Consider the following 18,799-nt stretch of genomic DNA (forward strand, 5'->3'; position numbering starts at 1 on the left):
TCGACAAGCCACATCCCATCCGGAGGTTCTCGTTAGTTCAGCCAGGCTCGCCGATACCAACGTCCTGGCCGGGTACACCTAGGCCGGGGCCGCCGACTCCATCGCGTCGGCGTAGCTGGCGGCCCACGCGAACGACATGGCGCCGATCAGGGTGACCTCGTCGTGGTCGGCGGCCACCCGGCCACCGGTGTCGAGCGCCTGCTCGTGCTCCTCGACCCGGTCGATCAGGGCACCCACCGCACCCTCGCGAGCGAAGGCGGCCTGGGTCAGGTCCTCGCCGACGCTGATCTGCTCCTCGACGTCGGCGACCGGCACGCCCAGCAGGATGTGCAGCGCCGAGAGGAGTCCGGCGGTGAAGGCGAAGGGGCCGTCGATGCCCCGGTTGCGGGCCAGCAGCTCACACATCCGGGCGCGGACCAGGGTCGTGACCAGCGCGTCGCCCTGCCGCTGGCTGTGCCGGCTCAGGATCACCAGGGCCGCCCACTGCCGCAGCCGGACCGTGCCCAGCACCACCAGGGCCTCGCGCAGGGTGCGCACCTGACGGCGGACGCCGCCACCGGCACCGGACGAGGCCATGGTCAGCAGCTGGGCGACCAGGGCCGGGTCGCCGCGCAGGACGTCCTCGATCCGGTCGAGGTCGAGGTCGCGGCTGAGCAGCTCGACCCCGAGCTGCAGCTGCGTGACCGGCAACGGCGCACCGGCCACCTCGCTGGGCGCCTCGAAGACCCGCACCGCGCGCCCCAGGAACATGGCGAAGCCGGCCGACTGCGCCCAGGCGAGCTGGAGCTCGGTGTCGCAACCGGCGGCCACCAGCTGAACCGGCTGCTCCGCGTAGCCGGCGACGGCCGCCTCGGCGGCGGTCCGGTCGAGGGCGCCGACGTCGAGCTTGACCAGGTCGGCCAGGGCCAGCAGCGCAGAGGTCGGCTCGGTCCAGTCGGCGTGCTCGACCAGGATGGTGAAACCGGCCTGCTTGTAGGACTCGATCGCCGCCAGGAGCTCGTCGTCGACTTCCGACGGCACCTCGAGGACGACGCGGCGCGGCGGCAGGCTCAGCCGGGTCTCGCTGACCAGGACCGCCCGGTCGACCGCACAGAAGAGCAGGCTCCGGCCGACGATGGCCGACAGGTTGATGTCGATCGAGCTGAGCAGGCTCGCCCCGCGAACCACGGTCTCGCGCTCGTCGAGCTGGGCGTGGGCGGCAGGGTCGGGCGCGCGGTTGACGAGCTCGAAGCCCACGATCTCGCGGGCGGCGTCCACCACGGGCACCCGGCCCACGATCATCCCCGCAGCCACGTCTGCCTCGTCCATCAGGCCGGTCATCTGTGATCAGTCTCCTGTCGAGCGGCACCGAGAGTTCCGCCCGCAGATCGTATGTCGGCGTTCGCGGTCGCGCAGGAGAATCGGCGCGGGTGCCGAGCGACCGTCAGAGCAGCACGGTCTCCCCGCGCTGGACCGACTGCACCCGGTCGCCGAAGCCCGCGTCCCGGGCCCGCCGGGTGAAGTCCGACAGCGGCGAGCGGAACACTCGGTAGTCGTCGTGGTGCACCGGGATCGCGCTCTTCGGCTGCACCCGCCGGAGGAAGTCGACCCCTTGCACGTCGTCCATGGTCACGGTGTGGAAGAGCACGCGGGTGCCGCCCAGGTGGACCACGGCCACGTCGATCTCCGGGTGCCGGCGCGCAACCTCGTCGAGGTGGTCGCCGGTCAGGGTGTCGCCGCTCAGGTAGACCCGGCGGCGCACCTCGCCACCGATACGGTGGGTGAGCAGGCTGCCCATCACCGGCGGCAGCAGCGCGCCCATCACCCCGCGGGCGTGGATCCCCGGCACCGCCTCGACGCTCAGCGTCTCCTCGCCCTGCTCGCCGCTCTTGGTGAGCGTCTCGCTCTGCCAGGTCTCCAGCCCCCTGGCCTGGAACTTCCAGCTCCGCAGCTTGTCCGCCGCCTTCTTCGTGGTGATCACCGGCTGGTCCCGGACGAGCTCGCGTCGGGCGATCCGGTCGAAGTGGTCGCCGTGCAGGTGCGAGAGCACGATCGCGTCCAGCGGCGGCAGGTCGCCCGGCTGCATCGCCGGCTCGGTGAGCCGCTTCGACCAGAGCCCCTTGCCCAGGTAGGCCCGCTGCCCCCGGTGCAGGAAGTTCGGGTCGGTCAGCACCGTGAACGACCCCAGCCGGAGGAGGGTGGTCGCCGTGCCGACGAAGGTGAGGTTGTCCACCCGCTGGGTGTACCCGGGGCCTGGCGGTTTCACCGGGGCGCCGGTGAAACCGGCAGTTCTTGACCGTTGCAACGGTGCAGAACTGCAAGTTTCGTACGAGGAGTCGGCCGATGGGCGCGACTCCGGGGTCGCCCACGCCGTACGCCGGGGCGACCGGCTCAGCGCAGCTGGACGGGCAGGCGGTGGTAGCCGCGGAGGATCCGCGTGGGACGACGTACGGCGCCCGGCGCGAGCTGCAGGTCCGGGAACCGGTCGAAGAGCGCCCGCAGCCCGACCTCTCCCTCCATCCGGGCCAGCGAGGCGCCCAGGCAGTGGTGGCGTCCTGCGGAGAACGCGAGGTGGTCGCGCGCGTTCGGACGTTTCACGTCGAACCGGGTCGGGTCGGGGAAGACGTCGGGGTCCCGGTTGGCGCCGCCGAGCACGGTGGCGACCAGCGTGCCGGGGGCGACCCGCACCCCGGCCACGACCGTCTCCTCCCGGCAGGTGCGCGCGGTGAGCAGCACCGGCGGGTCGACCCGCAGCGCCTCCTCCACCGCGTTGGTCCACCACGACGGGTCCTCGCGCAGCAGCGCGAGCTGGTCGGGGTCCTCCCGCAGCAGCACCACCGCGTTGCCCAGCAGGTTGACCGTGGTCTCGAAGCCCGCGGCCAGCACCAGCCCGGCGGTCGCCTTCAGCTCCTGCTCGTCCAGCCCCACACCGTCGTCCTGGGCCCGCACCAGCTGGCTCATCAGGTCGTCACCGGGCCGGCTCCGCAGCAGGCGCAGGTGCTCTGTCAGCCAGGCGTCGAACTGGGCCAGCGCCGTGTCGACCGACTTGTACTCCGCCCAGGGCAGGCCCAGGTCGAGGCTCGAAGCGGCGGCGGTGCCCATCTCCAGCACCTTGCGCTGCTGGTCGGCCGGCACCCCGAGCACCTCGCAGATCACCGCCACCGGCAGCGGCGCGCAGTAGGCCTCGATGAGGTCGACCGGCCCGTCGGCGGCGCGGGCCGCGAGGTCGTCGAGCAGCCCTGCGGCGATCTCCTCGGTCCGTTCCCGGAGCCGCTCGACCGCTCGCGCGGTGAAGACCCGGGTGACCAGCTTGCGGTAGCGGGTGTGGTCCGGCGGCTCGGTGACCAGCAACGACGGCGGGTGCACGGGATGGAGGCTCTCGGGCGCCGACCAGTCCCGCAGCCGCACCAGCCAGGGCTGCGCGGGGCCAGGTACGCCGGCGGCGAACGCCGGGCTGCTGAGCACCTCGCGGACCACCGCGTGCCGGGCGGTGACCCGGCCGAACGCCGTCCCCGGGAGCGGGCCCCGGGCACGGATGTCCTCGATCACCTGCCACGCGAGAGCCGGGTCGGGCTGGCTGGTGGCGACCACCAACCGGCCCTGCAGGTCACCGCGGCGAGCCGAGGTGCGCAGCGCGAACCGCGGCAGCCCCTCGGAGACGCCCCAGTGGATCGCCCGGGTCGGGCGCAAGCCGGCGGGGACCCTCCGGGTCAGGGCGGAGACGACGCGGACGGGCCCGGACCGGGCGGAGGCCGGCTTCGCAGTAGTGGACGACACGCCAGCCAGTGTGGCCCGATCAGCGCTCCTTGACCACCTGTCGTCCCAGGGCGGCCAGCGCCACCAGGACGACGTACGGCTCCCCCACCAGGACGAGCGCCAGCCCGAGCAGGAGCGCCAGGTCGGGGCCGTGCAGGAGCGAGTGGATCAGCCCCGTCGGCACCGCCCCCGCCGGCGTGCTGATCACCGCACCGAGCTCGACGGGCGCCGGGTCGGCGGCGCGCATCGTGGCGGCCAGCCCGGCGACCGCCAGGTGGACGCCGCCCCACCAGGGCCCGTTCACCAGCAGCACGGCGGGGACGGCGACCAGCGTGCTGGCCAGGGTCGGCGCGAGGGTGAGCGCCAGGGTCACCGTCCGGGGTGCGAGGCGCACCGAACGGCGCAGCCCGCGCGATCCGAGCCAGGTGCGCAGGCCGGCCCCGGCCTGGCGCCCCGCCCAGGCGACGACGGCGGTCGCGGCGAGGATCGCGGCGCCGTAGCCGAACCCCTCGCCCGCGACCAGCACCAGCGGCACGGCCAGGAAGGTGACGGCGACCGAGCGCCACCGCCGGCGCAGCTGCCGGGCGTCGGCGACCAGGAACGCCACCCCGCCCCGGCCGCGCAGCGGGCGGGACGGGTGCCGGCCGCGACGCCGGTCGGAGCGGCGGCGCTGGAGCCCGGAGAGCGGGGAGGCGTCGAGCATCAGGGCGGAGTCCGCGACCGCGTCGACCACCTCGCGGCCGCGCGCCAGCTGGGCGTCGGAGAGCTCGGCGAGGCGGCCGGCGGCGCGGAGGGTGACGACGAGGCCCGCGACCAGGGCCACGGCGAGGACGGCGGCGAGCACCCAGGTCGCGCCCAGCACCCGCTCGGTGGAGAGCCCGGGGTTCCGCGGCAGCCCGGCTCCGCCGAGCAGCACCCAGCTGAGCAGGACCAGCCCCACCCCGCCCAGGAGGCCGGCCGGAAGCCTGCCCGGAGCCCGGCCCCACGGCTGCGCCGTCTGGGTCGGCAGGAGCGAGAGCGGGACCAAGGCGCCACCCACGGCACCGAGGGCAGCCCCCGCGGCGAGCGGGGCGGGCTCGAGACCGCCGCCCTGCGCGGCCATCGCGGCGAGCAGCCCGACGGCCACGCCGCCGAACGCTGACCCGGCGACGGCCGCACCCAGGGGGCCCCGGAGCAGCACCGCCCGGTCCGCGGTGGTGGTGAGCAACCAGCGCGCGCTGGCCCGCTCCGCGGAGACCGGGCCCACCGCTCCGAGCGCGAGCAGCAGCCCGCCGAGGCCGAGGCAGACGACCGCGAGAGCGGCGTACGCCGGGTGCTCCTGCACCGCGCACGCGCCGGCGCTGCAGACGCGGCCGGTGAAGGTCTCGCGGGCGAAGGAGAGGATCCAGACGGTGATCAGCGCCGTGCTGAAGACCCAGGCGTAGAGGTCGGTGAACCGCTCGCCCGCCTCGCGGGCGCGGGACCGGGCGACCACCAGGGCGCGCGCCACCTCGCGCGCGGCGACGTCGTCGCCTCCCCGGTCGCGCGCCACGCCCGTGGCGATCATCCGGCGTCGACCGCGACCACGCGGGCCCCGGAGGCGACCACCAGGTCCTCGGAGTGGCAGGCCATCAGCACCGAACGGCCCTCCGCGGCCTGCTCGCCGAGCCAGGCGCCGAGCCAGGCGCGGCCCTCGGTGTCGAGCCGCTGCTCCGGCTCGTCGACCAGCAGCAGGCGCCACGGGCGGACCAGGGCGACGGCCAACGAGAGCCGCTGCTTCTGTCCGGAGCTGAGCGTGCCCGGGACCTGGTCGGCCACGCCCGTCAGGCCGACCTCGACCAGCGCGGCACGGGCGGCGGCCGTGGGATCGACCACGCTGTCGGCGCGCGCGAGCAGGTCGAGGTGCTCGAGCACGGTGAGGTCGGGGAACCACGCGCCGTCGTCGAGCAGCGCCAGCACGTCGCCGCGGACGTCCGCCTCGCGGGTGTCGAGCGGTCGGTCGTCGAGCAGCACCTCGCCGTCCTCCGGCTCCTCGATCCCGACCAGGCAGCGCATCAGGGTGGTCTTGCCGGCACCGTTGGGTCCGACCAGCGCCACCACCTCCCCCGCGGCTACGTCGAGGTCGACACCCTCGAGCACCTTCCGTCCGCCGAACTCCTTCGTCAGCCCCCGCACCCTCAGCATGCCGAAAGCCTAGGGCAGTCAAGGGGGCGTGCCGGCGCTGCGTCCGGCCCTGTGGACAACAGCCCTCTCGACCCCTCGCAGACTTTTTTCGAACAGGTGTACAGAGTGTGAGACCTGGGCAGACCGAGGTGCCGCCAGCGGCACCTCCGACCTGGCCGACCTGGAGTTCCTCTGCTCCTGGCACCACCATCGAGCCCACGATCCCGGCTACACGACCACCCGGATGCCGAACGGTGACGTCCGGTTCCGCAGGCGGCGGTGAGGGTGCGTCCGCCTGGCACACTCGTGCCCCATGACCACCGCAACCCACGACGAGCCGGCCCGCGGTCCGCGAACTGGAGCCCTCGACGCGATCGCCTGGCTGCTGCTGGGCGCGGGCAGCGTGTTGCTGCTGCTGCGGTACGGCGACCTGGGCGAGGTGCCCACGCACTTCGGCGTCGGCGGGGAGGCGGACGACTGGGGCCCCGGTGGTCGCTGCTGGTCCTGCTCGCGCTCTGGGCCGGGCTGCTGGCGGGGACGACGCTCCTCGCCCGGCGTCCGGAGTGGCACAACTACCCGCGGGAGGTCACCGACGAGAACCGCGCGGTCCTGCACGCGCAGTCCTCACGGATGATGGCGTGGGTCGGGATCGGGTTGTCGGTCGTGTTCGCAGGAATCATGCTGGCCGCGACCTCCGCCGCCGGGGCGGGCGTCGCCGGGAGCAGCGAAAGCACCGGGCTCGCGGTCTCCGGCGTCGGCATCGTGGTCGTCCTCGTCGCCCCGGTCGTCGGGATGGTCCGGATGCTCCGCGCCCGCTAGGAGAACGCGTCGAACGCTGCGGCATAGCGGAACCGGCCGCGGGGATGCTCGCGTCCCGCAAGCGCGAGCGCCTGGAAGAAGTCCCCGTATGCCGCGTCGGGCGCCTCCACGCCCAGCGTGCTCGCGGGCACGAAGCCGAAACGTCGGTAGTAGGCGGGGTCGCCGACCAGCGCCACCAGGGTCTCTCCCGCCTCCTCGGCGCGGGCCAGCACGGCCCGGACCAGGGCAGACCCGATCCCCTGCCGCTGCAGCGCCGGCGTGACGCTGACCGGGCCCAGTCCCAGCGCCGGTGCGGCGTCCACGTGGGCGCGGGTGCAGACGACGTGGCCGACGACCTGACCCTGGGACTCAGCGACCAGGGAGAGCGCGGGGAGCCATCCGTCGTCGCGGCGGAGCAGCCTCAGCAGGTCCACCTCGCCGGGCGGACCGCCTGGCGAGGACGGCGGGGCGGAGTGGGGCGCGCTCCGGAACGCGTCGGCGACGACGGTGGCGACTCGGGGGACGTCGGCCGGCTCCTCGGCGCGGATCACCACGTCCGGGCCGCCGGGCGCACGCGGGCGGAGGTCGTCCTGACCACCGCGCGTGCCGGGCTCGTGCTGCTCCATGGATCGGACGCTAGTCGTCGCCGGCCATCACCCCACCCGTTTTTCCGCGCCCGAGGCGCCCACCCGCCCCGTCCACCCGCCCGTTCACCTGTCGCGGTCCCGCAGGAACTCCCTCTCGGCCTCGTTGTCGGTCATCGTGATCGCCAGGTCGTAGGCGACCCGCGCTTCCTCGCGCCGCCCGAGACGACGCAGCAGGTCGGCGCGGGCGACGTGGAGAGGCTGGTACGCCGCGAGCGGCCCGGCCAGCTCCTCGACGAGCGGCAGCGCTGCGGCCGACCCCTCCAGCTCGGCCACCGCGAGTGCCCGGTTGAGCGCGACCACCGGCGTCGGGGTGACCGCGTAGAGCTGGTCGTAGAGCGCCACCACCTGCGACCAGTCGGTCTCCGCGGCACTCGCCGCGTCGGTGTGCACGGCGTTGATCGCGGCGTGCAGCTGGTGGTGTCCGGGACGGCTGAGCCCGGCGCGGTTGCGGCGCAGGCACTCGCGGACCAGGGCATGCCCCTCTGCCACCAGGTCGCGGTCCCAGCGGGTCCGGTCCTGCTCGTCCAACGGCACCAGCCGTCCGTCGGCCACCCGCGCCGGTCGGCGCGCCTCGGTGAGCAGCATCAACGCCAGCAGCCCCATCACCTCGGGCTCGTCGGGCATCAGCCCCCTCAGCACCCGGGTCAGCCGGATCGCCTCCGCGCACAGGTCGGTGCGCACCGGCTGGGCCCCGTGGCGCGGCAGGTAGCCCTCGTTGAAGACCAGGTAGAGGGTCGCCAGCACTCCGCCCAGCCGGTCGGGCAGGTCGGCGTCGGCCGGCACCCGGTAGGGGATCCGCGCCGCGGCGATCTTCTGCTTGGCGCGGGTGATCCGCTGCGCCATCGCCCGCTCCTCCACCAGGAACGCCGCGGCGATCTCCGGCACGGTCAGACCGCCGAGAAGCCGCAGGGTCAGGGCCACCCGGGTGGCCGGAGCCAGCGCCGGGTGGCAGCAGGTGAACACGAGTCTGAGCCGCTCGTCCGGGATCGACGACGGCGGCTCCTCGGAGCGGCCTGGGTCGTGCAGCATGGCGGCCTCCTGGTGCCGGGCCTGCCGGGTCGACTCCCGGCGCACGCGGTCCAGCGCGCGGTTGCGCGCGGTGGTGGCCAGCCACCCGGGCGGATGCGGGGGCAGGCCGTCGGTGGGCCAGCGGCGTACCGCCTCGGCGAAGGCGTCCTGGGTGACCTCCTCGGCCAGCCCCAGGTCGCCGAACCGGTGGGCGAGGGCCGCCACGATCCGGCCGAACTCCTCGCGGTGGAGCTCCTCGATCCGGTGCCCCACGGAGTACTCGCCCACCCGCTCGTCCGACTGGTCGGGGCCGCGTTCGCTCACCGGCCCCGCTCACTCCGACTGGAAGGGGCGGACCTCGACCTTGCCCCGGCACGCCTTCGAGCCCTCCGCCGCCAGCGCGAGCGCCTCGTCGAGGTCGGCGGCGTTGATCACCCAGAAGCCGCCGATCAGCTCCTTGGACTCCAGGTAGGGGCCGTCGGTGGTGACCGTGTCGTCCTTGGTGCCGTCGACCACGGTGGCGGTGTGCGCGGGCTGGAGGCCGCCGGCGAAGACCCAGTGACCGCGCTCGCGGAGGCTCTCGTTGAAGCGCCCGGTCTCCTCGAAGGCCTGCTCCATCTCCTCCTTGCTCGCATACGGACCGTAGTCGCCGGCGGGCTCGGTCTCGCCCCAGACGGACAGCAGGTACTCGGCCATGACATTCTCCTTCTCGTTCGACGTCAGCACGACGCTAGTGCCGTGCCCTCACCCCTTCCACGAACGGCACCCGTCGCTTGCGACACCCCCCGGCGAAGTTCTTTTCGCCGGCCCGCAGACTTCTCCCTCGTGAACCTCTACTTCCGCCTGCTCAGGATGCTGCTCACCTCGCGGCGCCGCAGACGCGTCGACCTCTGGGACGGCGTGACCTCCCCCTTCCGCGTGCAGCCGACCGACCTCGACACGGTCGGCCACATGAACAACGCGAAGTACCTGGCCCTGATGGACCTGGGCCGCGTCGACCTGATGCTGCGCTCGGGCTTCTTCGCCTCGACCCGCCGGCGCGGCTGGTACGCCGTGGTCTCCGCGCAGACGATCCGCTACCGACGCTCGCTCCAGCCCCGGCAGCGGTTCGAGCTGCGCACCGAGGTCCTCGGCATCGACGAGAAGGCGATGTACTTCACCCAGACGTTCCTGGTCGCGGGCGAGATGTACGCCCAGGCCGTGGTGCAGTGCCGGGTGCTGTCGAAGCGCGACGGCTCGGTGCCGGCCGCCGAGGTGGTCGAGGCGATCGGCGGCGTCCCCGCCGGTCGCGACCTGACCCTGCCGCAGTGGGTGCAGGACTGGGCGCTCGGGGTCCGCCAGAGCGCTTGAGCCAGGGCGCCTGAAAGAGCACTACGCTCGGCCCATGCCCCCCAGCAGCGACGAGGGCACCCCGGCGGCCACCGGTCCCGCACCGGCCGCGGGGCGTCTCACCCGGCTCGTCCGGCGGCCGCGGCTGCTCGGCGTCCTGCTCGGGGCGCTGCTGCTGGTGGAGTCGTGGCAGCCGACGCTGCTGGCGCGCGACTGGCTGCTCCAGGGCGTCGTCTCCGGGGTGGCTCTCACCGTCGGCTACGCCGTGGGCGCCCTCCTGACCTGGTGCGTGCGCCTGCTGCGCGACCGCCTCGCCGCCGGCCCGGGGCCGCTCTCTGCCCAAGCCGACCTGCGGCTCCGCGTGGTCCTCGGTGTCCTGGTGCTGGGCTGGGTGGGGTGGTCCGGCGCCCGGGCGGTGGAAGCCCACCGGTGGACCTGGGAGCGGCTCGGCCACGAGCCGGCCAGCGCCCCGCTGCTCTACGGCGGCTCAGTGGGCGTGGCGCTCGTGGTCGCCGTGGCGCTGCTCGGTCTGGCCTGGCCGGTGCGGTGGCTGCGCCGGCGGGCCACCAACCTGGGCGACCGCCTGCTCCCCCGCTGGATCGCGGCCGGGCTGGCCACCGTGCTGGTGCTGTGGGCGGTGGTCTCCGCCCTCAACACCTGGGTCTACCAACGCACCCTCGATGCGCTCAACGAGGCCTTCACCCTCTCCGACCTCGAGATCGACGGCGGCGCCGAGCCACCCACCTCGCTGCTCCGCTCCGCCGGCCCGGCCTCGGCGGTGGCGTGGGAGGAGGTGGGCGACGAGGGACGCCGCTTCCTGCGCCGCGGCGCCACGCTGGACCAGCTCGCAGAGCTGGCCCCCGAGGGCGTCGAGCCGGTGGAGCCGGTCCGCGTCTACGTCGGCCGGGCCACCACCGACGACCCCGACGAGCGCGCCGCCCTCGCCCTCGCCGAGCTCGAGACGTTCGGCGCCTTCGACCGGGCGGCCGTCCTGGTGGTGGTGCCGACCGGGACGGGGTGGGTCAACGAGCAGATCGTCCAGCCGGTCGAGCACCTCTACGGCGGCGACGTCGCCACCGTCTCGATGCAGTACTCGCACCTGCCCAGCCCGCTCGCCTTCCTCACCGAGGCCGGGGCGGCCCGGGAGTCGGGGCGCGCACTGGTCGAGGCGGTGCAGGAACGGATCGACGCGGAGCCGGCGCAGGAGCGCCCCGCGTTGCTGGTGGCGGGCGAGAGCCTCGGCTCGTTCGGCGGCAGCGCGGCCTACGCCGATCTCGACGACCTGGTCGACCGGACCTCCGCCTCGCTCTGGGTGGGCCCGCCGGAGACCATGCCGCTGCGCCGCGAGGCCGAGCGGGCCCGCCGGGCCGGCTCGCCCCAGGTCAGGCCGGTGGTCGGGGACGGCACGAGCGTTCTCTTCGCCAACCGCGACTCCGACGTCAGCGGGCGGCCACACGCCGTCTTCCTCCAGCAGGCCGACGACCCGATCGTCTGGTGGGACTGGGAGACCGCCTACGACGAGCCCGACTGGCTGGCCGAGCCGCTGGACCCGGCGGTCAACCCGGCGATGGAGTGGTCTCCGGTGACGACCTTCCTCAACCTCGCGGTCGACATGGCGGTGAGCACCGCCTTCGAAGAGGACTTCGGCCACAAGTACGGCACCCAGCCGCTCACCGCCTGGGTGGCGATGCTGGAGCCGGCGGGGTGGGAGCCGGAGCGGGTGGCGGCGCTGCGGGAACGGCTGGCGCGGCTACCCCGCTGAGCCCGGTCAGGTCCAGCCAGCTCAGGTCAGGTCCAGCGCCGCATCACCAGGCGCGGGAAGCCGCCGGCGACCGCGTCGGTGGGCGCCACCAGCTCGAAGCCGGCGTCCTCGAAGAGCTTGCGGGTGCCGACGAAGGCCATCGTGAGGTCGACCCGCTCGCCGCGGTTGTCGACCGGGTAGCCCTCGACCACGGGGCGCCGTGGTCGGCGGCGTAGTCGAAGGCGCCGGCGACCAGGTGGTGGGAGATGCCGCGGCGACGGCGCCCCGGCCGGACGCGGACGCAGAAGATCGACCACGCCGGCTGGTCGTCGATCGCGGGGATCTTGGTGGAGCGGGCCGGTCAGCTCGCGGTTGGTCCGCGAGTCGACGCGGTGGCTCAGGCACCAGCAGACGCTGGCGTCCGGACGCCTGGGCCCGAGCAGGGTGGCGACGTCGTCGAACCGCGCCAGCGTGGCGGGACGGATCTCGATGCCCATCGGCTGCTCCTGGGGGGACGTCATCTCACACCTGTTCTTCCACGCAGGGCCAGGTCGTGCAAGGGTCGTGGTCGTGGCAGCCCAGGACGTGACGGTACGACGCGGCACCCCCCACGACGCCGAGGTGGCGGGCCGTCTCCTCTTCGACTTCAACACCGAGTTCGAGACCCCGACGCCCTCGTCCGCCGTCCTCGCCGAACGCTTCCGGCCGCTGCTGGCCCGCGAGGACGTCTTCCTGCTGCTCGCCCTCGGCGAGGGCGAGGGCGGTGGGCAGGAGCCGGTGGGCTTCGCGCTGCTCACCCTGCGCCCCACGCCCTACTACGACGGACCCCTCGCCCAGCTCGAGGAGCTCTACGTGCGCCCCCGGCTGCGCGACCACGGGATCGGCACGGCGCTCCTCACGCGGGCGATCGAGGCCGTCGACGAGCACGGCGCCGGGGAGGTGCACATCAACGTCGACGAGGTCGACGTCGACACCCGGCGCTTCTACGAGCGCCACGGCTTCGTCAACGTCGAGCCGGGCACCGACTACCGGATGCTCTGCTACCTGCGCGAGCTGTGACGGTAGCTGCTGGGGGTGAAGCCCAGGACGGTCCGGAAGTCGGCCGTCAGGTGCGCGTGGTCGGCGTACCCCAGCTCCGCCGCCACCGTGGCGAGCTCGACCGACGGGTCGTCGCGCACCCGCTCGGCGGCCTCCTGCAGGCGGCGGCGACGGTTCATCGCGGCGGGTGGGATCCCGACGTACCGGCGGGCGAGGCGCTGCACCGTGCGGGGCGAGACACCCAGGCGCTCGGCGACGTGCTCCACCCGCAGCACCTCGGGATCGGAGTCGATCACGTCGGCCATCGCGTTGGCCGTCAGCGCCTGGTCGTCCGGCGGGGGCGCGGTGTCGAGGAGCCAGTCGCCGTACGCCGCCACCGCCGACGTACGCCGCTCCTCGGGCGTGCCCGGCCCGGTCATCGCCGCCAGCACCGGGGGGGCGGGCTCCGCGGCTCAGGTCGGGCGGCGCATCACCACGCGCGGGAAACCGCCCGCCACCGCGTCGGTGCGCGCGGCCAGGGTGAACCCGCCGTCCTCGAAGAGCTTGCGGGTGCCCACGAAGGCCATCGTCAGGTCGACCTTCTGCCCGTCGTTGTCCACCGGGTAGCCCTCCACCGCGGGGGCGCCCTGGGCGGCGGCGTACGCGACGGCACCGGCGAGCAGGGAGTGGGAGATGCCCTGGCCGCGGTGTCCCGGCCGGACCCGGAGGCAGATCACCGACCAGACCGGCAGGTCGTCGACCGGCCGGATCCTGGTCGACCGGGCCACCGGGAGCTCCGCGCGCGGCGCCACCGCCGCCCAGCCGACCACCTCGTCCCCGTCGTAGGCGAGCACGCCCGGGGCGACCTTGCGGGCGCAGAGGTCGCGCATCGCGTCGCGGCGCGCCGTCCCGCCGAGCTCGCGGTTGGTCCTGGAGTCGATCCGGTGGCTCAGGCACCAGCAGACGTTCGAACCCGGCTTCTTGGGCCCGAGCATGGTGGCCACGTCGTCGAACCGGCTCAGGGTCGCGGGCCTCACCTCGATCGCCATGGTTCCTCCCCTCCCGCTCCTGCTTCTCGGGTCCTGCCTGCCACGTTAGCGGCGAGCAGGCCCGGGCGGGCGTGACCGCCCGACGTACCGTGGCGCCATGCCTTCCGAGCCCAGCCGGACCGGATCCCCGGCCACCGGCGCCGACGCCCTGCTGGTGGGCTGCGGCGACCTGGGCACCGCCATCGGGCTGCGGCTGGCCGCCCGGGGGCAGCGCGTGCTGGCGCTGCGGCGGCGCGCCGAGCTCGTCCCGCCGCCGCTGGAGGGGATCCACGCCGACCTCACCGTGGGCCGGCCGGCCCTGCCCCCGATGGACCTCGAGCAGCTCGTCGTCGCGCTCACCGCCCGGCCGCGCACCGAGGAGGCCTACCGGGCGACGTACGTCGAGGGGCTGGGCTTCGCGCTCGACGGAATCGAGGCGGTCGGGGCGGTGCCGCGCCGGGCGGTCCTGGTCTCCTCCACCTCGGTCTACGGGGTGGTCGCCGAGGGCGAGCCGGTCGACGAGTCGACCCCCGCCCGTCCCGCGGACGGCCCGGGCCGGATGCTGCTGGAGGCCGAGCAGCTCTTCCTCGAGCGGGTGCCGCACGGCACCGTGCTCCGGCTCTCCGGCCTCTACGGACGGGGGCCGAGCCGGTTCGCCGAACAGGTGCTCTCGGGGAAGGTCACCGACCCCGACCGGTGGACCAACCGCCTGCACCGCGACGACGCCGCGGCGGCGGTGGTCCACCTGCTCGCTCTGGAGAGCGAGCCGGAGCCGCTCTACGTCGGCACCGACGACGAGCCGGCCGTGCTCGGCGAGGTCGCGGCCTTCCTCGCCCAGCGGCTCGGCGCCCCCCGCCCGCCGAGGCCGTCGGCCCCCCACCGGCACGGCAAGCGCCTCTCCAACGCCCGGCTCCGGGCGACCGGCTGGGAGCCGGCCTACCCGAGCTACCGGGACGGCTACCGCGACTACCCGGCGGCGGGAACCGGCACCTGAGCCTTGGCCATGTCCCGTCCGGCGCGCATGCCGAAGACGACGGCCGGGCCGATGGTCGAGCCGGGACCGGGGTAGGTCCGCCCCATCACCGACGCGGAGTTGTTGCCCGCGGAGTAGAGCCCCTCGATCACCGAGCCGTCGGCGCGCAGCGCCCGGCCCTCGGTGTCGGTGACGACACCGCCCTTGGTGCCGAGGTCGCCGATGACCACCTTGAACGCGGTGAACGGACCCTTCTCCAGCGGCCCCAGGCACGGGTTGGGGCGCACCGTCGGGTCGCCGTAGTAGCGGTCGTACGCCGAGTTGCCGCGGCCGAAGTCGCCGTCGACACCGCAGCGGGCGAAGCCGTTGAACCGCGCCACCGTGGACCCGAGCCGGGCGGGGTCGATGCCCAGCTTGCCGGCGAGCTCGTCCAGGGTGTCGGCCTTGACCATGATCCCGGCCTCGACCATCGCCTTGTTCTTCCGGGGGTCCATCGCGTAGGTGCGCAGGTAGCGGCGGGCGTGCCGGACGTCGGCGATCATCCAGTACGGCCCGTCCTTGTCGTGCTCGAGCATGGCGTGGCCGAGGTCGACGTAGGACTCGGACTCGTTGGCGAACCGGTCGCCGGCGGAGTCGACCATGAGCGAGTAGGGGAACGACCGCTCGCTCACGATGAAGGACGGCTCACCACCCTCGACCGGCGCGATCGAGGCGCCCCACCAGGCGTCGTCCATCAGCTCGAGCGCGGCGCCCGCCCGGGCGGCGATGTCGATCGGCGCGCCGAGGTTGCCGGGCGCACCCGACGGCGAGCCGTCGATGCCGTGGTGCTTGCGCCGCATCTCCTTGTTGTGGTCGAAGCCGCCCGCGGCCAGCATCACGCCGCGCGTGGCCCCGACGGTGACCGTTCGGCCACCACGGGTCACCCGGACGCCGACGACGCGGTCGCCCTCGACGACCAGCTCCTCGAGCGGGGCCTCGAGCCACAGCTCCGCGCCGTTGCGCTGGACCACGACGTCGAGCAGCGCCGCGGTGAAACCGGCGCCGATGCCGGCGAGCTTCTTGCCGCGCACCACGCCGCCCAGGGCGCGGCCGACGAGCTGGGCGCCGCGCGCGGCGCCCGAGGCGGTCACCCAGGAGCGGCCCAGCAGCCAGACGTCGTCGGTCTTGACCGGCAGGCCGGCGGGGGCCTGGCAGGTCTTCCACCAGTCGCCGATCTGCTTGAGGTCGAAGGGCTTGACCTCGAGGCCGCGGCCGATCTTGCCGCCCGGCAGCTCGGGGTAGTAGTCGGCGTAGTCGGGCGCCCGGACCAGCTCGACGCCGTACTTCTCGACGGTCTCGACGAAGTCGGCGATGCCGTCGACGAAGGCCTCCTTGCGTGCCCGCGAGGTGGCCAGCCCCTCCTCGCCCACGGTGGCGTCGAGGTAGGCCAGCGCCTCCTCGCGGGAGTCGCCCACGCCGTCGCGACGCATCAGCGGGTTGTTCGGCATCCACATGCCGCCGCCGGACATGGCGGTGTTGCCGCCCCACTTGGCGGTGCTCTCCACCATCAGGACGCTCAGGCCCTCGTCGGTGGCGGCCAGCGCGGTCGCGAACCCGGCGGCGCCGGTCCCGACCACGACGACGTCGTAGGTGTGGTCGAACGTGCTGGTGCTGGTCATCTCGTTCTCCTCGTCAAACCAACCGGACAATGTTGTCCGGTTCGTAGACTGCCAGCATGCCCCCCGGACCCCGCGAAGACAAGGGCGACCCGCCCGCCGCGCGACTCCCCGCGCGCGACACCCGACGACCCGCGAGGACCGCCTCTCGCCCGGGCGAGCACAACCGCGGCCCGGCCGCCGCCGGGCAGAACCGCGCGGCCATCCTGAGCGCCGCGCGCCGGCTCTTCGCCGAGCGCGGCTACCACGTGCCGCTCAGCACGATCGCCCGGGAGGCGGGTGTCGGGCAGGGCGTGCTCTACCGGCACTTCCCGGCCCGGCACGACCTCGCCTTCGCGGTCTTCGAGGAGAACTTCGCCGAGCTCGAGGAGGTGGCCGGGGGCATCGACTCGCAGGTCTTCGCGCGACTGCTGAGCACCCTGGTCGAGCTGATCGTCGGCTCCGCCGCCTTCGTCGAGATGGTGGTCGACGCCCGGCGCACGCTCGCGACGTACGACGGCGACCAGCGCCTGCGCCGGATGGTGGAACGCGCGCTCACCACCTCCCAAGCCGCCGGCGGGGTCGCCGCCGACCTGGGTGTCGACGACGTGCTGCTGGCGGTACGGATGCTCTACGGGGTGGTCGTCACCGCCCCGGACGCCGCGGCCGCGCGGGTGGGGGTCGAGCGGGCCCGACGACTGCTGGGCGACTGGGCCTAGGCCCCGCAGGCGCAGGAGCCGCAGGCCCCGCCGCAGACCGACGCGGCCCGCTCCTCGGGCGACTCGTCGGCGTGCTCGCGGGCGAACTCCAGGGCGGAGACGTAGACCGCGCTGGGCTGCGGGCCGCCGACGCCGTACTTGCGGTCGATGACCAGGTAGGGCGCGGACTCGAAGCCGATCTGGGCGGCGGTCGCCTCGTCGACGCGGACGTCGTACCCGTGGTCGTCGGAGCCGAGCAGCTCCTCGACCTCGCCGGCCGCCAGCCCGGCCTCGGTGGCCAGCCGCAGCAGCACCGCGCGGTCGGTGGGGGACTCCTCCTCGGTGACGAACGCCTTCATCATCAGCTCGCGCAGCGCCCCGGCGCGACCCTGGCTGTCGGCGAGGTGCACCAGGCGGTGCGCGTCGTAGGTCGAGGGGCGCTCCACCTGGTAGGCGTGCCAGACGACCTCCACCTCGTCGCGGTGCTCCCACTCGGCCAGCGCCGACTCCAGGGCGACCTTCGCGAGGTAGCTGTCGAGGTGGGCCAGATCGGCCCAGATGTCGATGATCACGGCCTCCAGGGTACGCCCCTCACCGGAAGCAGGAGAGCCACGCCGGGGCGACCTGGGGGGTGAAGGCGCTGTGCTCGAAGAGCGCCGGGTCGCCCACACCGGTGCGCAGCCGCTCCAGCTGGCCCAGCCGCAGCCGGACGTCGGCCGAGCCCTCCTCCCAGCACCGCACCACGGGTGCCAGCTCGGTCTGCGCCACGGCCGGACCGAGCTGGTCGTGACCGCCGATGAGCAGACCGGCACACGCGAGGACGGCCAGCTGTGCCCGAGCCACCATGACCCTCGCTTCCTCGGACACCGGTTGTCCCGCCGCCCAGAGCCTGGCAAAGGGAAGCGGGCCAGTCATCGACACAATTGGGCATCGCGACTCCGGGGGCGTGGGCCCGGTCACGCGGAAGGGTTCGGGGCCCGGCGCTGTTGTGGGGGGCATGAAGAAGATCGGATTCCTCTCGTTCGGCCACTGGACGCCGTCCCCGCAGTCGCAGACCAGGTCGGCGGCCGACACGCTGCTCCAGTCGATCGACCTCGCGGTGGCCGCCGAGGAGCTCGGCGCCGACGGGGCCTACTTCCGGGTGCACCACTTCGCCCGGCAGCTCGCCTCGCCGTTCCCGCTGCTGGCCGCCGTCGGCGCCCGGACCAGCCGGATCGAGATCGGCACCGGCGTGATCGACATGCGCTACGAGAACCCCCTCTACATGGCCGAGGACGCCGGGGCCGCCGACCTGATCTCCGGCGGCCGGCTGCAGCTCGGCATCAGCCGGGGATCACCGGAGCAGGTCGTCGACGGGTGGCGCTACTTCGGCTTCCAGCCCGCGCCGGGCCCGGACGGGCAGGCGGGCGACCCGGCGCAGATGGCGCGCCAGCACACCGAGGTGCTGCTGGAGATCCTCAAGGGCGAGGGGTTCGCCGAGCCCCACCCGCGGCCGATGTTCCCCAACCCGCCGGGGCTGCTGCGGATCGAGCCGCACTCGCCCGGCCTGCGCGAGCGCATCTGGTGGGGCGCCGGGTCGCGGGCCACCGCCGAGTGGGCGGCGGAGAAGGGGATGAACCTGATGAGCTCGACGCTGCTCACCGAGGACACCGGCGTCCCGTTCCACCAGCTGCAGGCCGAGCAGATCCAGCGGTTCCGCGACGCCTGGGCCAAGGCCGGCCACGCGCACGAGCCGCGGGTCTCGGTGAGCCGCAGCATCTTCCCGCTGGTCAACGACACCGACCGGGCGTACTTCGGCCACGAGGGCACCGGCCAGGACCAGGTCGGCAACATCGACGGCGGCCGCGCCCGCTTCGGCAAGACCTACGCCGCCGAGCCCGACGTGCTGGTCGAGCAGCTCGCCGAGGACGAGGCGATCGCCGCGGCCGACACCCTGCTGCTCACCGTGCCCAACCAGCTCGGCGTCGACTACAACGCCCACGTGCTGGAGAGCCTGCTCACCCACGTCGCGCCGGCGCTGGGCTGGCGCTGAGCGCGGGCGCCGGACCC

21 protein-coding genes are annotated in these 18,799 nt (G+C 74.1%); 7 read left to right on the plus strand and 14 right to left on the minus strand.

The genetic code is table 11. From position 1 onward, the window contains the following. Window positions 1-78: 78 nt before the first annotated feature. The 5 genes from AC4BG9_RS14890 to AC4BG9_RS14910 all read right to left on the minus strand — a co-directional run bounded on the left by AC4BG9_RS14890 (window position 79) and on the right by AC4BG9_RS14910 (window position 5,898). Complete coding sequence (locus AC4BG9_RS14890) at window positions 79-1,320, minus strand: EAL and HDOD domain-containing protein (protein WP_490571900.1); 1,242 nt, start codon at window positions 1,318-1,320, stop codon at window positions 79-81. A gap of 103 nt (window positions 1,321-1,423) precedes the next feature. Then, complete coding sequence (locus AC4BG9_RS14895) at window positions 1,424-2,212, minus strand: MBL fold metallo-hydrolase (protein WP_490571901.1); 789 nt, start codon at window positions 2,210-2,212, stop codon at window positions 1,424-1,426. 158 nt (window positions 2,213-2,370) lie between these two features. Continuing rightward, window positions 2,371-3,756 carry a cytochrome P450 gene (locus tag AC4BG9_RS14900; protein ID WP_490571902.1) on the minus strand — a complete coding sequence of 462 codons (1,386 nt, stop codon included), beginning with the start codon at window positions 3,754-3,756 and terminating at the stop codon, window positions 2,371-2,373. A gap of 19 nt (window positions 3,757-3,775) precedes the next feature. Further along, window positions 3,776-5,281 carry a DUF6297 family protein gene (locus AC4BG9_RS14905; RefSeq protein WP_490571903.1) on the minus strand — a complete coding sequence of 502 codons (1,506 nt, stop codon included), beginning with the start codon at window positions 5,279-5,281 and terminating at the stop codon, window positions 3,776-3,778. Then, window positions 5,278-5,898 carry an ABC transporter ATP-binding protein gene (locus AC4BG9_RS14910; protein WP_490571904.1) on the minus strand — a complete coding sequence of 207 codons (621 nt, stop codon included), beginning with the start codon at window positions 5,896-5,898 and terminating at the stop codon, window positions 5,278-5,280. Before AC4BG9_RS14910 ends, AC4BG9_RS14905 begins: the two co-directional genes overlap by 4 nt. A gap of 642 nt (window positions 5,899-6,540) precedes the next feature. Here AC4BG9_RS14910 and AC4BG9_RS14915 point away from each other — a divergent pair. Continuing rightward, window positions 6,541-6,696, plus strand: a complete 156-nt coding sequence (locus tag AC4BG9_RS14915) for a hypothetical protein (RefSeq protein WP_490571905.1) — start codon at window positions 6,541-6,543, stop codon at window positions 6,694-6,696. Here the strand turns inward: AC4BG9_RS14915 and AC4BG9_RS14920 are convergent. From AC4BG9_RS14920 to AC4BG9_RS14930, 3 genes are all read right to left on the minus strand, one after another. Next, on the minus strand, window positions 6,693-7,301 hold the full coding sequence (locus AC4BG9_RS14920; RefSeq protein ID WP_490571906.1) for a GNAT family N-acetyltransferase: 609 nt from the start codon (window positions 7,299-7,301) through the stop codon (window positions 6,693-6,695). The two genes, AC4BG9_RS14915 and AC4BG9_RS14920, sit on opposite strands and share 4 nt — an antisense overlap. 84 nt (window positions 7,302-7,385) lie before the next feature. Then, window positions 7,386-8,654, minus strand: a complete 1,269-nt coding sequence (locus tag AC4BG9_RS14925) for an RNA polymerase sigma factor (protein ID WP_490571907.1) — start codon at window positions 8,652-8,654, stop codon at window positions 7,386-7,388. 9 nt (window positions 8,655-8,663) lie between these two features. Then, on the minus strand, window positions 8,664-9,026 hold the full coding sequence (locus AC4BG9_RS14930) for a YciI family protein (RefSeq protein ID WP_490571908.1): 363 nt from the start codon (window positions 9,024-9,026) through the stop codon (window positions 8,664-8,666). A gap of 129 nt (window positions 9,027-9,155) precedes the next feature. Here AC4BG9_RS14930 and AC4BG9_RS14935 point away from each other — a divergent pair, with 129 nt between their 5' ends. Both AC4BG9_RS14935 and AC4BG9_RS14940 read left to right on the plus strand, forming a co-directional pair. Continuing rightward, entirely contained in the window at window positions 9,156-9,680 is a 525-nt protein-coding gene (locus AC4BG9_RS14935) for an acyl-CoA thioesterase (protein ID WP_489965564.1), read from the plus strand. Window positions 9,681-9,714: 34 nt separating this feature from the next. Next, window positions 9,715-11,421 (plus strand): alpha/beta-hydrolase family protein, encoded by a 1,707-nt coding sequence (locus AC4BG9_RS14940; RefSeq protein ID WP_490571909.1) that lies wholly within the window; start codon window positions 9,715-9,717, stop codon window positions 11,419-11,421. A gap of 26 nt (window positions 11,422-11,447) precedes the next feature. Here AC4BG9_RS14940 and AC4BG9_RS14945 read toward each other — a convergent pair whose 3' ends face one another. Then, the gene (locus tag AC4BG9_RS14945; protein ID WP_490571910.1) at window positions 11,448-11,921 is read right to left on the minus strand and encodes a hypothetical protein; all 474 of its coding nucleotides are present in this window, start codon (window positions 11,919-11,921) and stop codon (window positions 11,448-11,450) included. A gap of 64 nt (window positions 11,922-11,985) precedes the next feature. On the opposite strand from AC4BG9_RS14945, the gene AC4BG9_RS14950 reads away from it, so the two are divergent. After that, on the plus strand, window positions 11,986-12,459 hold the full coding sequence (locus tag AC4BG9_RS14950) for a GNAT family N-acetyltransferase (RefSeq protein ID WP_490572105.1): 474 nt from the start codon (window positions 11,986-11,988) through the stop codon (window positions 12,457-12,459). Here the strand turns inward: AC4BG9_RS14950 and AC4BG9_RS14955 are convergent. Continuing rightward, window positions 12,441-12,857: a helix-turn-helix domain-containing protein gene (locus AC4BG9_RS14955; protein WP_490571911.1), complete on the minus strand. Its 417-nt coding sequence runs from the start codon at window positions 12,855-12,857 to the stop codon at window positions 12,441-12,443. The two genes, AC4BG9_RS14950 and AC4BG9_RS14955, sit on opposite strands and share 19 nt — an antisense overlap. A 33-nt stretch (window positions 12,858-12,890) precedes the next feature. Beyond that, on the minus strand, window positions 12,891-13,466 hold the full coding sequence (locus AC4BG9_RS14960) for a GNAT family N-acetyltransferase (RefSeq protein ID WP_490571912.1): 576 nt from the start codon (window positions 13,464-13,466) through the stop codon (window positions 12,891-12,893). 97 nt (window positions 13,467-13,563) lie between these two features. On the opposite strand from AC4BG9_RS14960, the gene AC4BG9_RS14965 reads away from it, so the two are divergent. After that, complete coding sequence (locus AC4BG9_RS14965) at window positions 13,564-14,439, plus strand: NAD-dependent epimerase/dehydratase family protein (protein ID WP_490571913.1); 876 nt, start codon at window positions 13,564-13,566, stop codon at window positions 14,437-14,439. Here AC4BG9_RS14965 and AC4BG9_RS14970 read toward each other — a convergent pair. Further along, window positions 14,412-16,076, minus strand: a complete 1,665-nt coding sequence (locus AC4BG9_RS14970; protein WP_490571914.1) for an FAD-binding protein — start codon at window positions 16,074-16,076, stop codon at window positions 14,412-14,414. The genes AC4BG9_RS14965 and AC4BG9_RS14970 overlap by 28 nt on opposite strands. A gap of 56 nt (window positions 16,077-16,132) precedes the next feature. On the opposite strand from AC4BG9_RS14970, the gene AC4BG9_RS14975 reads away from it, so the two are divergent. Next, a complete protein-coding gene (locus AC4BG9_RS14975) occupies window positions 16,133-16,771 on the plus strand; it encodes a TetR/AcrR family transcriptional regulator (protein WP_490571915.1) in 639 nt (212 codons plus the stop codon). On the opposite strand, the gene AC4BG9_RS14980 is transcribed toward AC4BG9_RS14975, so the two are convergent. Beyond that, complete coding sequence (locus AC4BG9_RS14980; RefSeq protein ID WP_490571916.1) at window positions 16,768-17,322, minus strand: DsbA family protein; 555 nt, start codon at window positions 17,320-17,322, stop codon at window positions 16,768-16,770. The two genes, AC4BG9_RS14975 and AC4BG9_RS14980, sit on opposite strands and share 4 nt — an antisense overlap. Window positions 17,323-17,341: 19 nt before the next feature. Next, the gene (locus tag AC4BG9_RS14985) at window positions 17,342-17,596 is read right to left on the minus strand and encodes a hypothetical protein (protein WP_490571917.1); all 255 of its coding nucleotides are present in this window, start codon (window positions 17,594-17,596) and stop codon (window positions 17,342-17,344) included. 151 nt (window positions 17,597-17,747) lie between these two features. On the opposite strand from AC4BG9_RS14985, the gene AC4BG9_RS14990 reads away from it, so the two are divergent. Further along, the gene (locus tag AC4BG9_RS14990) at window positions 17,748-18,782 is read left to right on the plus strand and encodes an LLM class flavin-dependent oxidoreductase (RefSeq protein ID WP_490571918.1); all 1,035 of its coding nucleotides are present in this window, start codon (window positions 17,748-17,750) and stop codon (window positions 18,780-18,782) included. The last annotated feature ends 17 nt before the right edge of the window (window positions 18,783-18,799 follow it).

The organism is Nocardioides sp. Z40_12, assembly GCF_058215795.1.